The 14,707-nt window shown below is 38.7% G+C and carries 9 protein-coding genes; 2 read left to right on the plus strand and 7 right to left on the minus strand.

Annotation, left to right across the window (positions count from 1 at the left end; genetic code table 11):
- Nucleotides 1–3: 3 nt before the first annotated feature.
- From PR809_RS04640 to PR809_RS04655, 4 genes are all read right to left on the minus strand, one after another.
- Nucleotides 4–465, minus strand: a complete 462-nt coding sequence (locus PR809_RS04640) for a hypothetical protein (RefSeq protein ID WP_206276415.1) — start codon at nt 463–465, stop codon at nt 4–6.
- Between the two features lie 505 nt (nt 466–970).
- Nucleotides 971–2,479: a tripartite tricarboxylate transporter permease gene (locus tag PR809_RS04645; protein WP_206276416.1), complete on the minus strand. Its 1,509-nt coding sequence runs from the start codon at nt 2,477–2,479 to the stop codon at nt 971–973.
- Nucleotides 2,480–2,490: 11 nt separating this feature from the next.
- A complete protein-coding gene (locus PR809_RS04650; protein WP_206276417.1) occupies nt 2,491–2,922 on the minus strand; it encodes a tripartite tricarboxylate transporter TctB family protein in 432 nt (143 codons plus the stop codon).
- Nucleotides 2,923–2,933: 11 nt separating this feature from the next.
- A complete protein-coding gene (locus PR809_RS04655) occupies nt 2,934–3,908 on the minus strand; it encodes a Bug family tripartite tricarboxylate transporter substrate binding protein (protein WP_094962690.1) in 975 nt (324 codons plus the stop codon).
- A gap of 311 nt (nt 3,909–4,219) precedes the next feature.
- On the opposite strand from PR809_RS04655, the gene tctD reads away from it, so the two are divergent.
- Nucleotides 4,220–4,888 carry a transcriptional regulator TctD gene (tctD, locus tag PR809_RS04660; protein ID WP_094962689.1) on the plus strand — a complete coding sequence of 223 codons (669 nt, stop codon included), beginning with the start codon at nt 4,220–4,222 and terminating at the stop codon, nt 4,886–4,888.
- Nucleotides 4,885–6,312: a sensor histidine kinase gene (locus PR809_RS04665; RefSeq protein ID WP_195697406.1), complete on the plus strand. Its 1,428-nt coding sequence runs from the start codon at nt 4,885–4,887 to the stop codon at nt 6,310–6,312. The genes tctD and PR809_RS04665 overlap by 4 nt, the downstream gene beginning before the upstream one ends.
- 70 nt (nt 6,313–6,382) lie before the next feature.
- Here the strand turns inward: PR809_RS04665 and PR809_RS04670 are convergent, their stop codons facing one another.
- The 3 genes from PR809_RS04670 to PR809_RS04680 all read right to left on the minus strand — a co-directional run bounded on the left by PR809_RS04670 (nt 6,383) and on the right by PR809_RS04680 (nt 14,619).
- Nucleotides 6,383–8,425 (minus strand): hypothetical protein, encoded by a 2,043-nt coding sequence (locus PR809_RS04670; protein WP_272524455.1) that lies wholly within the window; start codon nt 8,423–8,425, stop codon nt 6,383–6,385.
- Between the two features lie 253 nt (nt 8,426–8,678).
- Nucleotides 8,679–13,343 carry an SEL1-like repeat protein gene (locus tag PR809_RS04675; protein WP_241098708.1) on the minus strand — a complete coding sequence of 1,555 codons (4,665 nt, stop codon included), beginning with the start codon at nt 13,341–13,343 and terminating at the stop codon, nt 8,679–8,681.
- A gap of 355 nt (nt 13,344–13,698) precedes the next feature.
- Nucleotides 13,699–14,619 carry a DMT family transporter gene (locus PR809_RS04680; protein ID WP_102137616.1) on the minus strand — a complete coding sequence of 307 codons (921 nt, stop codon included), beginning with the start codon at nt 14,617–14,619 and terminating at the stop codon, nt 13,699–13,701.
- Between the last annotated feature and the right edge of the window lie 88 nt (nt 14,620–14,707).

Raw genomic sequence — 14,707 nt, forward strand, 5'->3', positions numbered from 1 at the left:
TGTTTAATCACTACCTCCGCCGTCTCCGCCTCCTGAATCGGACGATGAGCAATCTGAACTTGAATTATCATTAGAACAATAATGGTTGCTTGAGCGGTGATTGTTATCACTGGATGAGCTGTCATAATAAGGGGATGTGTAGCTTGAACTCGAACTTTTTGAATTCATTCGATATGCAGCTTCTTTCACATTTTTGCGCACTTCAAATATTTGGCTTTTTCCTTTTGACCAGCCAATAGTTACTAGAGTCACATTTTTATTTACGCTGATATGCAGCATTTTTCCGCAGAAAACATGCATCTTACCTAATGCTTTTATTTGGATATAACCGCTGTCTTTTTCTGTGATAGTGACAGGTTTTTGGCTATGGATAGTGTAACGGTCACCATGGACATCAATGGTGCGAGTATAGGCTAACGGTTTTGGCTGGATATTAAAAAGGACAAAAAGTAATCTATTGAACATTACGTTTTATGTTTTAATAAATGAGATGGCTAAGATAATTGATTGAGGTTATTCAATATATCGTCATTATCTGAATTCGTGGTTTATTAATTATTGAATGAATATTCATCATTTTATTAAATTTTTCTGTCCAAAATAGTGACATGATATTGACTCAATATTTAGTTGATTAGAGGAAACCATATGAGTGTAACAAGGTTTCATGCAGCTATTTGGAAACAGGACTTCAAAATTTTAGGTACGGCACTATCTCGTTATATCCGCAGTAAATTTAGTAAAATGATTAGTAAAATACATAATATTGAGAATCCATTTCCACTACATAGAAATGCTCCATAGCGGCCAAGTACTATCACTAGTTCACCATCAAAGTATGTCTATTATGGTGAGGGAACTCGTGATGAAAATGTGGTTTTATTTAGCTATATAAAACTCTCTACTTATTAATAAAAAATGCCCCAAATACACTGGGGCAAAGTTTTACAGAGATTGTATGAACACTTAATTACGATGAGACAGTGGATTGTTTACGTTTACGAATACGCTTTATAATCGGTGGTAGAATTAGCACTAATACCGCAAGTGTTAATAAGCTTTGAGAAATCGTACTGCTCCAAAGAATATCGAAATTACCATTACTAATGGACAGTGAACGGCGTAAGTTTTGTTCTAACATTTCACCGAGTACAAACCCTAAAATTAATGGTGAAAGTGGGAAGTTCATTTTTCGTAGAATAAACCCAAATACACCTAGCCCCATCATGAGTAACAAATCAAACGTTGTACTATGAACGGCATACACCCCTACAGCAGAAATGCAAGCAATAGCAGGGACTAAAAACCATAATGGAACTGTTAGCATTCGTGTGAATAGGCCAATTAATGGAATATTCATGATGAGCAGAACCACGTTAGCAATCAACAGAGCCGCAATTAACCCCCAAACAATATCAGGTTGCTCAGTAAACATCCCTGGGCCTGGGGTGATATTATAGAGCGTTAGCGCCCCCATCATTACTGCTGTGGTTCCTGAACCCGGCACACCAAGGGTTAACATTGGGATAAATGAGCCACATGCAGAGGCATTATTGGCCGCTTCTGGTGCGGCAACACCACGCACATCACCATTACCAAAGTCGCCTTTTTCACCACTGATTTTCTTTTCAGTCATGTAGGTGATAGCACTGGCGATGGTGGCACCAGCTCCTGGTAGAACGCCAACAAAGAAACCGATAAAAGAGGAGCGTAAAGCTGGACCTGCACACGCTTTAGCTTCTTTGCGATTGAATAGCATTCGGCCTGTTTTGCGGATCAGCCCTTGGCCTGCCGCGGTACCTTCGAGCATCAATAAAATTTCGCTGACAGAGAACAAACCAATAACCACGACGATAAACTGTACGCCATCTGATAAATGTACGCTATCAAACGTAAAACGATATTCCCCAGAGTTGGCATCCACCCCCACAGTGGCAAGTGATAGACCAATTAATGCAGCCAGTAGTGATTTAATTGGGTTTTGGCTCATCATGCTACCTAAGCAGGCAATGGCAAAAACCATTAAGGCGAAATATTCGGCAGGACCAAAGGCGAGTGACCATTGAGCAAGCAAAGGAGCGAATAGAATTATCCCTACAATTGCAATCGTTGAACCAATAAATGAACTGACCGCGGAAATAGAGAGCGCAACGCCACCTTTTCCCTGTTTTGCCATAGGATAACCATCTAGCGTGGTCATGATTGCTGCGGCATCGCCGGGGACATTAAGTAAGATTGATGATATGCGTCCGCCATATTCACAGCCTAAATAAACCGTGGCGAGTAAGATTAATGCAGACTCAGCCGGTAATTTAAGCGCAAAAGCCAATGGCAGTAAAATTGCCACGCCATTGATAGGGCCGAGGCCGGGAAGCATGCCCACGATTGTTCCGATAAAACAGCCAATTAAGGCGATCAAGATATTTTGAGGAACCAGAGCGACCTCAAAACCTTGCGATAGGTACATCCAAGTTTCCATGACTTCGCTCCTTAACTTAGCAGGCTGCCAATAGGCAAGGTAACATCTAGCCATTTATCAAAGGCATAGAACAAAAAGATACCTAAGACCGGGCCCGAAATAATCGCGGCAATAGGTGTCGCACCAAATAGCAGGGCGATACTGATGGTGACTAAACTGGTTGCAATTGGAAACCCTAACCATTCAAAAGCCCATGCATAGATAACAAGTGCAATGACTAATAAAACTAGACGACGTAATACATAGGGTTTTGGCCACTCAACGGCTTCTTGCTTGCCAAATAATAAGGCAAGAGCACAAAGGGCCATTAAGGAGAGTATGACAACCGGAAAAGGGCGGGGGCCCAGTGGTTCATAGGTAAACTCACTTTGGATCCCCCAACCAATATAAATTCCGATAGCACACAGTATTAGCCAAATTATGGCAAATATGCGTTGGCTCATCGTTCGCTCCGTTATTTAGCTAAACCGAAAGCGCGGGCTTGTTCACGATACTGCTCAATTTCTTTTTTGACATAGCTATCGAGTTCTTGCCCGGTTAAGTTGTATTCAAATAAACCACGGAGTTCGCGTTGTTTTTTGAATTCGTCGGTTTGTTGTAGTTTCTGGAAGGCTTCAACCCATTGGTTATAATCGGCATCAGACACTTTTGGGCCCATATAGAAACCGCGAATGATTGGCCAGACAATGTCATACCCTTGTTCTTTTGCTGTAGGGATATCGGATAACCCATCACCAAGGCGTTTGTCTGCATAGACGGCAAGAATACGAATTTTACCTTCATTGATATATGGGGTCATTTCGCTGATATCCCCTGAAAGTACTTGAATATGGTTGCCCAGTAGCGCGGTTAAGGTTTCACCACCGCCCTCAAAAGCCACATAACGCATTTTGCGAGGGTCAATGTCTATCGCTTTTGCGAGTAAAGCGGTTTTCATCCAATCTTGGCTACCAATAGATCCTCCCGCACCAAACACGATGCTGTTAGGGTCTTTCTTGAAGGTATCCATTAAATCTTTAAGGTCTTTATAAGGGGAGTCTGCACGAACCGCAATCATGCCGTAGTCACTGCCAACGCTGGCAAGCCAACGCACGTCATTTTCGTTATAGCGGCCAAATTTACCTTGTGCAAGGTTGAGTAATGAGCCTCCTGAGAACGCGACGATGGTGCCGGGTTCTGCAGGGCGCTGAGCAACAATAGCGTTATAAGCAACCGCGCCAATACCGCCAGGCATATAGGTCACTCGCATCGGTTTTTCAATTTCTTTGGTTTCAAGAAGAGACACTTGTACTAACTTACAAGTTAAATCAAAACCACCTCCAGGTTTGGCGGGGGCAATACATTCTGTACGTTCAGGTAGGGCGTTTGCAGGGTTGATGCCAACTAAAAATATTGCTGTTGCTAAGGCCTTCAGTGTGAATTTTTTCATTCTTTTTTCCTTACTAAGACAATAATTAGAGGTAAAAATTGTTTACTTCTTGTTGTATTCGTATGACATCATTGCCCTATGAAGCTTTCATTTACCTTTCATTAACAAATATTATTATTTTTATGTGATATATATCAGATTGTTTTGTATTTTTGCTTTTTTGTTATGTTAACTTAATGTTAATTTAATCACGTTAATGGTGTTTACTGATAATAGTTGTGATGGATACAGTAAAAATGGTCACATTTGCTTTCCATTCATCCAATGGAATGCCAACGTATACTGATAAATAATTATAATGAGTATGCGGAATGAGAATTTTATTGGTTGAAGACCATGACGAATTGTCATTATGGTTACAAAAAGCGTTATCGTCATCCGGGTTTGCGGTTGATGTTGCCAGTGATGGCGCGATAGCAGACCAACTATTACAAACCGAACACTATGAATTAGTCGTGTTAGATGTATCACTTCCGAGAATGAGTGGGCTTGAGGTATTGGCGCAAATGCGCAAGCGTCATCAAGAAACCCCTGTCTTGTTATTAACGGCGAATTCAGACGTAGCCGACCGAGTGCAAGGGCTAAATGCAGGGGCTGATGACTACTTGACAAAACCTTTTGATATTGCGGAATTAGAAGCACGCCTTCGCGCTTTATTACGACGTAGCCAAGGCAAAGTCAATGAGTCACAACAGTTTGGGTTACTGAGTTACCATGAGGATGGCTATTTTCTATTAGGCGAAGAGCCTCTAGGCTTAACACCAAGAGAATATGCGGTGTTAAACACCTTATTTCATCGACGAGGACGTCCTGTTTCTAAAATGCAATTATTTGAACAGGTTTTTTCGTTGTCAGATGAAGCCAATTTACAAAGTATTGAGTTATATGTTCATCGTGTAAGAAAAAAGCTTGCCGGTTCAGACGTTAACATCAATACCTTACGCGGATTGGGATACCGATTAGAGCAGTGTAGTGTATGAAATTAGTCTCTCATCCACGCTCTCTCTTTCATCAGTTGCTGCTCTTTTTCGGTATCCCGCTCATTTTGTTGGGAAGTTTTTCGGTTTATACCCACTATTACAGTGCAAAAAATGCCGCAAACTTAGCCTATGACCGAACCTTATTAGCTTCAGCACGAACAGCCGCGGAACGCTTGCAAGTCGTTGATGGTCATCTTTCTGTGAGCGTGCCTTATGTCGTGCTTGATAGTTTCGAATTAAATAATAATGATCGAATTTTTTATCAAGTGATCTCCCCTGACGGTGAAACCATCTCTGGTTATGATGATTTACCGCCAATTCCCCCTTATTGGATGCGTTCACAACACTATACTGCGCTAGTTTATTTTTATGATGCGCAGTATAAGGGGCTTCCTATTCGTATTGCTGCGTTTTATCAACCGATTAACGAAGGTGGGATAACAGGAATGGTTGAAATCCGAGTGGCGGAAACGGTCTATTCACGGCAAGATCTCGCTAACCAATTGTTAATCTCTGCCCTGATGAGCCAAGGTACGGTGGTATTATTAACCTTGGCCCTTGCCTATATCCTACTGAGTAAGCTACTGGCACCGTTGAAAAAATTGTCCCATTTAATGCTAGGCCGTTCTGCTAATGATTTAACCCCATTGCCAGATTTACTGCCGTGGTCTGATTTATCACCACTCATTGATGCATTAAATCGTTATATTTCCCGCCTAAAGCGGATGGTTAGACGACAAGAGCGATTCAGTGCAGATGCTTCTCATCAACTTAAAACGCCACTAACTGTTCTCAAAACTCAAGTTTCCGTAGCGATTAATAGTACGGACGAAACCCAACGGCAACAGAGTTTGCAAGCCATTGAAAAAACGCTCGATAATACGATTATCCTGACGGATAGGCTCTTGCAGCTATCGCGATTAAAAGCTCATGAAAAAGAGGCGATTACACAGTATCGAGCCATAAATTTGGTAGAAATTGTTCATCAAGTTTGTTTTACTCGTCTGCCCCAAGCTGAAAGCCAAAATATTGATTTAGGTTATGAAGGCGCGGAAACGGCATGGATCAAAGGCGAGCCGATTTTATTAGCAGAGATGTGTGCAAATCTAATTGATAATGCCATCAAATATACACCCGAAAATGGGGTGGTCACCGTCCGTGTGGTTAGCAGTGACGACCATCTTCATTGGGTCTTGGAGGTGGAGGACTCGGGGCCTGGGATCCCTGATGCTAAAATTAACCGTTCTATGGAAGCCTTTACGCGTTTAAATAATGCGCTAGGGAAGGAAGGGGCAGGGCTTGGGTTGGCGCTCGTGAAAGATATTGCAAGCTATCATGGTTCTGAGCCTCAATTATTAAAAAGTAAATTACTCAATGGATTGTTAGTCAGAATCCCATTCAAAGCCAGCCAAGCGCCGTTATAAGAGAAACCACCTAATAAAATAGGTGGTTTAAATAACAGCAAACTGCAACTGGCGGTAATAAAAATACGTGTTAGTTGCGTAATGGTGCAAATATAGGCGTTGATTTACTATGCAATGGTTGGTGGTTTACATCACTTGTTATCGTGTCTTGTGGAAATTCTGCGATGATTGACGATAATAGAGATTCTAGGTCTTTATCATTTCCATCGCTATCAGCGAAGTTGAGATTGATTTTATCTGATCCCTTGTTAATCGTGGTTTCAATTGACATTACTTTTGTTTTTTTGTTACTTAATTCAATAAGTAGTGGTGTGATCTCTGAAGAAATTGATTTCTTATCTTTATTTTCCGAATGGGTATAAATGTATTGAGATATCTCTTTTTCTGTTTGAGCAATTTGTTTCTCTAAAGAATGTATATCATTAATGTATTCTAGTATTTCTGTATGCCCTTTTGAGTTATACAGTTTTGTTAACGACCCTAATTGGTCAGTTAAGCCTAATAATGTATACATTTTATCTTGAACCGTTTGGTAATATGTATTTTCATCAATCGTAGACGACGCTGATTTTAAGGGGATCTTTATACGAATGTTAGAAATTAAACTATTTATTTCATTTTTCAATAGCTTCTTTTCCACGGCTAGCATGTAGATATTATCTTTATTTTCACCAAAGTTATTAATGTAAGAACCTACCTCACTTGGCTGAGAAAATTGTTGTAGATGGCTATTAAATTCTAAATTAATAAATTTATGAAGAGTTTTTGCCCTAAGGAATTCATCAGAAAACTGCGTCGCTAACTCGTCAATGCTATCATGGGTGTTTTTCTCCTGAGCTAACACTCTATTTTCAATGATATAATTTGCTAAATCTTCTTTTATATTCAGTATGTTTTTTTCTAACTGAGACCTATGGATCAAGTATGAGGACTGGTCGTAATATAAACCCGCCTCTTTTTTTATTTCTACGTTGATACGTAATTCAATCTTATCGAATAATTTTTCTAATTTCGCACCAATATTTTGTTGATGTTTTTCTTGTTTATTAGAGTCAAATGTGAATAAATCAAAAGCTGATAGTTTGTAGTTTTTTAATTTTTCTGTAATGTTAATTTTTAAGTTATTTAAGTATCTAACTGACTTGGATAATTCAGTTAGTAATGTATATTCTTTATTGCTTTGGTAGTCGCTATCGATTTCATTACTGTCAAAACCTTTATTCTTTTCACTATAATAATGAACATCATCTAAGTATTCAAAATTTTTGATTTTATCAAAACTATGGTGTAAATATTGAATTTTCGCATATTGAGTATTTAGTTTTGTCGTGTGTTTTATTAATTTATTGATGGTATTATTGCTAGAGGAGTGCATTACTCCTTCATTATTAAGTTTTTTTAGCAGTTTTTCTATGTTATTTTTACTTTCTTTAGCGTTTGTGTATAAATTATGTATATCTTCTTCTGCATAAAATGTTTTTTGCATAAGTCTAAGCCTAGACTGCATGTTTTCAGTGGTTTTATGCAGATATTTTTGGGATAAATTGTAACTATTATTTAGGTTGGTGTTAATTTGGTTAAGCTCTGAACTTATGGCGTTTAGAATAATAGGATTTTCTTGATGTGAAATTTCATTAGGAAAAATAAAATGACCGTTAATATCATTCAGTAAACTCGATAAATCAGCTCCATATCGGTCAATTAAATTGGATTTATTGAGACTCATAGACTCTGAAGTTCCTGAAATCGTATAATGGCCTTGCTTATTTGTATGTTTACTGTGTAAAAACTGTAGCGTTTCGAAATTTTTTTCTTGGTTTTCGGCTTGTTTGTGAAGTTTATACTCTATGTTTTTTAATTCATTCAATTCATCAGAACCCGTCGTCTTAAATTCATGTTTTAAATCATCAACTTTATTAAGTAAATGACGAATTCTTGTACTATTCTGTTCTGTATTCTCTCTAATGCTTTGATATGTTTTTTCTAGGTAAATGGTATTTTTGGGTGGCTTTTTACTAATTGATAAAATTGTTGAATAGTCTATCTCCTTATATATATCTTGTATTTTTATACTTCCCAATGATTTATGGTCTTTATTAAATATTGAAATCATAGTAAACACTCCTTGTTAATAGATTATTTAAATCTGCAGATGTGCAGACGCAAATAAAATATAATCTAACGATAGGAGGAAGACTAATTTTTATTTAATATGGAAATCTCATTAATATAATCAAAAATCATTAGCTAATAATTTTTTAGTTATATTATAAGTGGGTGTTATAAAAGATATTTTGCGTGGATGTAAAATGATAATTGTAGACGGATGAAGGCGCTAAAGTTAATTAGCGCCTTAGAGTCATGACTTATTGATTTAACATACTAAAGTCCCACTCTTTTAGGGCTTTGATTGAGTCATCATCTAAGTATTTAGCACCAAGTTCAAGGTAATCATGGGCTTTTTGGATATCTTCTTTACTCTTGTTACCGACCCAGCCGTTATAATACATATAAGCAAGCTTGTATTTTGCCATTGCATGGTGGGTGCCTTGTTCTAGGCTTGTAATGTCATAATATTTCGCTGCTCGGACATAATCTTTTGATATGCCTTGGCCAAAATAGAGCATGTCACCAGCGAGGTGAGCCGTATTACTGTCATTTTGTTGCGCACCTAAATCAAAATAATAAAGTGCTTTAGGGAAGTCTTTTTCAATGCCGCGTTCGTTATCTTTACGATACAGATTGCCTAAAATATTATAAGCACGAGGATAGCCATTTTTCCCTGCTAATTCATAATAATAGATCATCTTTTGCGTATCTTCAGGCACACGTTCACCACGCGCATAGGCGACACCTAAGGAGAAGGCTGACATTTTGTCACCGGCCTCAGCTTCGACGCGCTGTTTTTCAATTTGCTCGGCAAAGCGGCCATATTTCTCATAGGCTTTTTCATCGGCAACTTGTTTCTCAATCGCTTGTTTGTCTTGGGCTGAAAGTGTATCTAGTAGCTCGATGGAACTTGGTTTTTTATCAAGTAGCAATGCATAGTAATAGGCCTGCTTGGCATCACCTTTTTCTACATAAGCCTGATAAATCGAACCAAATGCATGAGTTGGATGGTAATTTAGCGAAATTTGGTACCATTCGATGGCTTTGTCGATATTTTGATCAACATTACAATCGCCTTTTAAATAGATGGTTCCCATCTCTTCGGAAAGGCTCTCAGGATAATGGATATAATGTTTGTCGGTATTTTTCTGGAAATTGCTTTTCTCAATCCACTCCTTCAAATATCGGCTCGCTTTATCCATGTCGACATTATCGCTGTTACTACAGTATTGGCCAGGATAATAGATTTGATAGAGTTTTTTCGTCGCCGCTAAATCACCCTTATCATAAGCCCGTTGTAAATAGGCTAAGGCTTTAGCGTTATCACTATTTACATAATAGTAATACAAGTTCACCAATGCTACGGTACGATTGTTTTCTTCACTGAGTAGCAATGCTAAATACTTTTGTTCATCTTTGGGGCGATTAAGCTCCCTTTTTGTATTTTTGATCCCATCTCGATATAAATTCACCAATGCATTGAAGGCGTTATTAGAAAGCGCCTCATCGGTTGATTTTATCCCTTCTTGAAGATATTGAATCGCTAAATCATATTCAGGAGAGTTCGTGAGAATTTTGTTATCATATAAATACGTTTCGGCTAATTGAACTTTAGAGAAAAGGTCACCTTTCGCTGTGCCATCAATATAATTTTGGCGTTTTGCTTGGTTATCTTCAGTCACGGAATCAAGAGGTTGATAAGCGGCTAAATTGCCAGCGTCGATACTTTTCTTATACCAACCTTGCGCTGCTAGGCTTCGGCCGCGTGTACTATACCAATCCCCGAGTTTAATATAAGCGGTGGTATCACCTTTTTGGGCAGGAACCACGAGGGTTTCATAGGCTTCAATATAATCATCAACCCGTTTTGGATTAGAATGTTTTCTTAGATAAACAATGGCTTCGTCCCAATCAGGTTCCATTACCCAAGCATTTTTTTCTTCATTCAGTACGCCCATATATCGCATTTCACTATAGAGTGCGATGGCGTAGTCATTGCCTTCATCACTCGCTTGTTTTAGGTATTTAGCCGCTTCTAAAAGGTCTTCTTTGACACCTTGCCCATAGAAATAAGCTCGACCCACTTTGTATTTCGCAGAAGGGCTATCATTGAGCATTTTCATGCCAATATCATAATCATCCATATATTTGATGAATTCATTGCCCCAACTTCCTGCTTTTAGGTAATACTCACGTGCTTTTTGTCGGTTAAGCCCAACAAGCTGGCTGCCTTTTAAATACTGGTGTGCCAGTTTACGGGTATAGTCTTTACTGCCAATAGCGGCTAATTGGTCGTAATAACCTAAGATTTTTGCTTTATTTGCATTGATAAATTGATCTTGTTGGTAATAATCAATAAGCTCTTCAAGCGCACTTTCTTGATTGAATTTTGCACTTTTCTCTAAATATTCAAGCCACTTTTTCTGATCGATTTTCTGCCCATAGTTACCATATTTATAAGCATTGGCGAGCGTGCGTAACGCATCTGGGTCATTCTGTTTCACTTTTTCTTGAATATTGGCAAACGAAGCTTTGGATTTTTCAATTTCTCTTTTACGTGATTTTAAGAAGCTAAAGTCAGGATCAGAAATCTGATTGTAATAGGAGAGGGCGGTGTCATAATTGGCATCTTCCCCGTAGTTACCTTCTTGGTATATTTCCCCTAATTCATATAAGCAGCGGTTGTTTTTGAGTGCAGCACATTTTTTATATTGAGAAATTAAATCTTTTGCGCTAAGCCCAGTAATCTTTTGGAAGCGAGATTTATAATATGCCTTATCATTGTGGTAAGTGACGCCATCAAGGTTCTGTGCGATATATAAATAAGCCGATGAACTACCTAATTCTCCTGCTTTTAAAATATAATCGTACAATGGTTTTATTTCAGCATCACTTAAAGAGTCAACATTCGTTAATTGAGTAAGCTTGTTTATCCCATATAAATAGGTGATATCAGCATCATTATTAATAAGCGGTTCAATTAATTTTTGAGCCTCAACATTGTTATCATATAAGGCAAGTTGCACTAATATTTTTTTTGTGTCAGCTCGGTTTAAGCCTGTTTTTAATAAAATATCTTTAGCGATTTGTAACTGGCTTGGAAGTAATTCGGCTCGTGCTTGGGATGAATGGAGCACATTGACTATCAAGTTAGCTATTTTATTGGTTTCTGTTGGGCGATATTTTAATAATGCAGCAGCATAATAAACCTGGCTATTATAATTTTGCTTGATTGATTTTTCATATAAATCTAAAGCCTGATCACTATTTTTCTCAGCATCTTCCTTTAGTAAATAGTCAGCATACAAATAAGCTAAGGAATAATTTTCGCGTTTAATCACATCCTCTTTGAGGATATCGATAATCGTTTTTTCATCGATAAGTGCTTTAATATCATAGCGATAATATATTTGAACCAATAAGCGCTCAGCGGTTGATGGGTAACCGTTTTCATTAAGGTTGTCGATGAGTAATTTAGCGGCTTTCTGCACATCCTGCTTAGTACCAAAAGCATTAATATAATAACGCGCTAATTGCATCTGGGCATCATAAGTGGGGTCAATGCGATTTGCTTTTTCTAAAGCGGCGAAGGCTTTTTCTGGCGAAAATAATGGGCTACCCTTAACACTATAAACATCACTTGCCGCCACTAACGCTTCCGCGGAGTTCGGGTACTTTTCCATTAAAATAGGGGTATATTTGGCGACAATATCACTCAGTTTTTTGTTTGGAAAATCGTAACTTGAAATTGCTCTCTGGTTGATGATAACAAGTGCGTTTAAATCACCAAGGTCTGCGGCAGCGGTGAGATATTTTTCAGCTAAAGCGTCATTTCGCTTAACATCGCTAAATGTACGGCCAGAATACACGTTATAGGCTTGATACATCGCGGGAGGGTATTGACCATCAGCGGCATCAGTTAAATCCTGAATACGGTCGGTATCAGCTTTGTAATTTAAATATAAGGCTTTAGGTTTTTTTGCGTCTACAAGGGGGCGGATATAAGCCATTGCACGGTTTTTATTTCTCCGAACACCATCGCCAGTCATGTATTTTTGGTACAACACATAGATGGCGTTCTCATCACCACGGCTTGCCCGCTCTTCTAAATTAGAAATGACCTTTTGTTTTTCTTCTTCTGTTTGTGAACCATACAATGATAAAGCTCCAGGTTCTAATTCATCCGCGTCAGAAATGTATTCTAATGCAGAGGAGAAAGAGAGGCGCTCGTACTTTTTAGCGAGTGATGGGTTCGGTGGCACACCGTTACCGCCATCCTTATAAATCGAGGCAAGCAGCATAGCGGGTAAGGGAAAATCGTTGCTGACAAGTGGCGTTAATATATCAACGGCTTTCTTACTGTCATTGTCAAAGTCATGGGCGATATAACCTAAAGCAAATTTGGCCAGTTTTGAGCCTTGGTCAGAAGCTAAAGTGAAATATTGGCGAGAAAGTTCAATATTTTGTGGAACTTCTTCGTATTTATCAGCTAAATAAATACCACCAACCATTTCTTGTGCTTCTTTTACACCGAGATCAGCCGCTTTCGTTAAAGAAGCTAACCCGTTTTCATCTGTAGAAGTGTCTTCTATCATGCGCTTATAGCGGAAAAAACCAAGGTTATATAACGCATTTTTATTGTTAGCTTCTGCTGCCTTAATTAACCAGTTTTGAGCTGCCACATCATCGACATTTGTACCAATACCGTCTTTATACATCATGGCTAATGCAAAAGCGGATTGTGAGTCTTGCTCTGCTGTTTTTTGGAACTGTTCAAAGGCAGCTTGAGACTCACCTTGTTGATATAAATCATAGCCTAATTGGGAGGGAGAGGATGGGTTGGTGTTATTGATAAAATAAATGCCAGTGGCTACAGCAATTATTATCAATATGAACAACCCAACTTTAAACGGCTTAGTCATTGTTATTCCTTATTATAGTGGTTACTTGCCACGCTCCATTTAGATTTATCGCGTTATCACGGCTTATTGAGTGGAGTTACTACTCCTAAAGGGGTATTTAATTTTGTTTAAGTCTAATTGTAATTCCAGAAGATTCAATCGGATTTTCCCTTATCTGGAAAATGGTAATCCGATAAATCATATCAATGATGAGCGAATTAAAGGTGAACTGAAGGTATTTTAAATGTCACAAAGTATGAATGGTGAAGAAAATTAAGGAGAAATTGAAGAGGAAATAGAGGGGATTTCAAACATAGCCCCACAGAGTGGGGCATATGAGTGACGACATTGCATTTATTGCTTTTATAATTCTATTCTACTGGCAAGAATCCTCTTGAACCACCTTTTTTTCACGGCGGAATAATTCTGTCAGTGGAGTACGTAGTTGTTGCGCTAACATTACCCCGAGTAAGACCACACCACCACCGATTAAATGGTAGCTTTTTAATTCTTCACCCAAGGCGAAAATGGCAATAATGGCGGTAAATACAGGGGCAAGGTTCATAAATATGGAGGTTGTATTTGCGCCGAGTTTTATAACCCCTTTGATCCATAAAGCTGGGGCGATGATAGAAGCTGCAATACCTGCAAATACCACTAAACCAATATTTTGGCTGTTCAGAGAGACATCTTCAGCTAATAAGAAATTAGGGAGCAGCATGATCACGCCAAAGAAAATTTGAACGTAAAGGGCATCCCAACTCGATAACTGAATTGACCAACGCTTAGTCAGAACACCGTATAGGGCGTATGCCGCAGACGCAACCAACATCATGGCTTCACCTTGGCCTAAGCCTTGAGAGAACAACGCACTTGGGCTTCCTTGGCTCACTAGCCACACTAATCCACATAATGAGAGGATTGAACCTAGCACAATCCCCACGGTAGGAATAACGCGTAGCACAAAGATACTAATAATGACTGTCAATAATGGGATCAACGAGTTCATAATTCCCATAAAGGTGGCACTCACGCTATGTGCGGCATAATAAGCCAAGCTTTGGTATAACATCATCCCTAAAGCGCCTAAAATGGCGAGTTGCCACCAATGTTTCATGACCATTTTAAAATTTCGAAGCACAGAACGTAATACAAAAGGAGTCATGACAAGAAATGCCAGTGCCCAACGGTAAAATGAGATTGCCGCAGGGTCAATGGCTGTTGATGCCGCTTTGTTAACAATGGCGTTAATTGACCATAATAAAACCGCGATTAGCGGAAAAAGAAGATTTTTCATTAAAACACTCTCCCATATTGAATGGGCGCTAGTATACATCTGTCCGATTTTTTATATATACTGATAACCAGACAATCGATAACGCTTT

The sequence above is a fragment of the Providencia sp. PROV201 genome (assembly GCF_028479545.1).
Classification (GTDB): Bacteria; Pseudomonadota; Gammaproteobacteria; order Enterobacterales; family Enterobacteriaceae; genus Providencia; species Providencia huaxiensis.

What these genes read in the sequence shown, in the direction of transcription:
- PR809_RS04655 (WP_094962690.1), bottom strand. Translation starts at nt 3,908, where the DNA reads ATGAAAAAATTCACACTGAAGGCCTTAGCAACAGCAATATTTTTAGTT.
- PR809_RS04640 (WP_206276415.1), bottom strand. Translation starts at nt 465, where the DNA reads ATGTTCAATAGATTACTTTTTGTCCTTTTTAATATCCAGCCAAAACCG.
- PR809_RS04670 (WP_272524455.1), bottom strand. Translation starts at nt 8,425, where the DNA reads ATGATTTCAATATTTAATAAAGACCATAAATCATTGGGAAGTATAAAA.
- PR809_RS04650 (WP_206276417.1), bottom strand. Translation starts at nt 2,922, where the DNA reads ATGAGCCAACGCATATTTGCCATAATTTGGCTAATACTGTGTGCTATC.
- tctD (WP_094962689.1), top strand. Translation starts at nt 4,220, where the DNA reads ATGAGAATTTTATTGGTTGAAGACCATGACGAATTGTCATTATGGTTA.
- PR809_RS04675 (WP_241098708.1), bottom strand. Translation starts at nt 13,343, where the DNA reads ATGACTAAGCCGTTTAAAGTTGGGTTGTTCATATTGATAATAATTGCT.
- PR809_RS04665 (WP_195697406.1), top strand. Translation starts at nt 4,885, where the DNA reads ATGAAATTAGTCTCTCATCCACGCTCTCTCTTTCATCAGTTGCTGCTC.
- PR809_RS04680 (WP_102137616.1), bottom strand. Translation starts at nt 14,619, where the DNA reads ATGAAAAATCTTCTTTTTCCGCTAATCGCGGTTTTATTATGGTCAATT.
- PR809_RS04645 (WP_206276416.1), bottom strand. Translation starts at nt 2,479, where the DNA reads ATGGAAACTTGGATGTACCTATCGCAAGGTTTTGAGGTCGCTCTGGTT.